At 74.0% G+C, this 454-nt stretch carries 1 protein-coding gene and 1 pseudogene; both read right to left on the bottom strand.

The window, feature by feature from the left end; translation table 11 throughout:
* Positions 1-199, bottom strand: a pseudogene (locus ACEN88_RS34265) (hypothetical protein); the annotation flags it as partial.
* Between the two features lie 2 nt (positions 200-201).
* A partial coding sequence (locus ACEN88_RS34260; protein WP_413346851.1) for a glycosyltransferase occupies positions 202-454 on the bottom strand: 253 nt, incomplete at its 5' end.

Raw genomic sequence — 454 nt, 5'->3', positions numbered from 1 at the left:
TGTCGGCGGCCACGAGGTCGCATCCTTCCGCCGCCAGCACGGCGGCCAGCGCGGCACCGAGTCCGCTGGCGGCGCCCGTGACGAGTGCGACCCTGCCGTGCAGGGGCCGCTGCCAGCGGACCGGATCCGGGGCCGGGTCGGGTAGTGCATCCACGGACGGTTGCGCCGTGATGGACGGGGAGGCGTTGAGGTCGGCCATGCTTACTCCTGGGGTTGGGTCACGGCGATGGGGGCGCGCGCTTCGGCGAGGACGGCGGCATAGATGGCCGCGACCTGCTGGGCGACGGTGCGCCACGTGTAATGGCGGTAGGCGCGGCGCAGTCCGGCTTCGCCCATCGCGCGCGCCAGCACGGGATCGCGCTGCAGCTGGCCATGCCGGCCCTGCTCGGCCACGAGGTCGCATCCTTCCGCCGCCAGCGGACCGGATCCGGGGCCGGGTCGGGTAGTGCATCCA

Origin of the sequence: Massilia sp. CT11-108 (genome assembly GCF_047302915.1) — a bacterium.
Taxonomy (GTDB): Bacteria; Pseudomonadota; Gammaproteobacteria; order Burkholderiales; family Burkholderiaceae_D; genus Telluria; species Telluria orientalis.
This window is presented reverse-complemented; position numbering and strand designations above follow the sequence as displayed.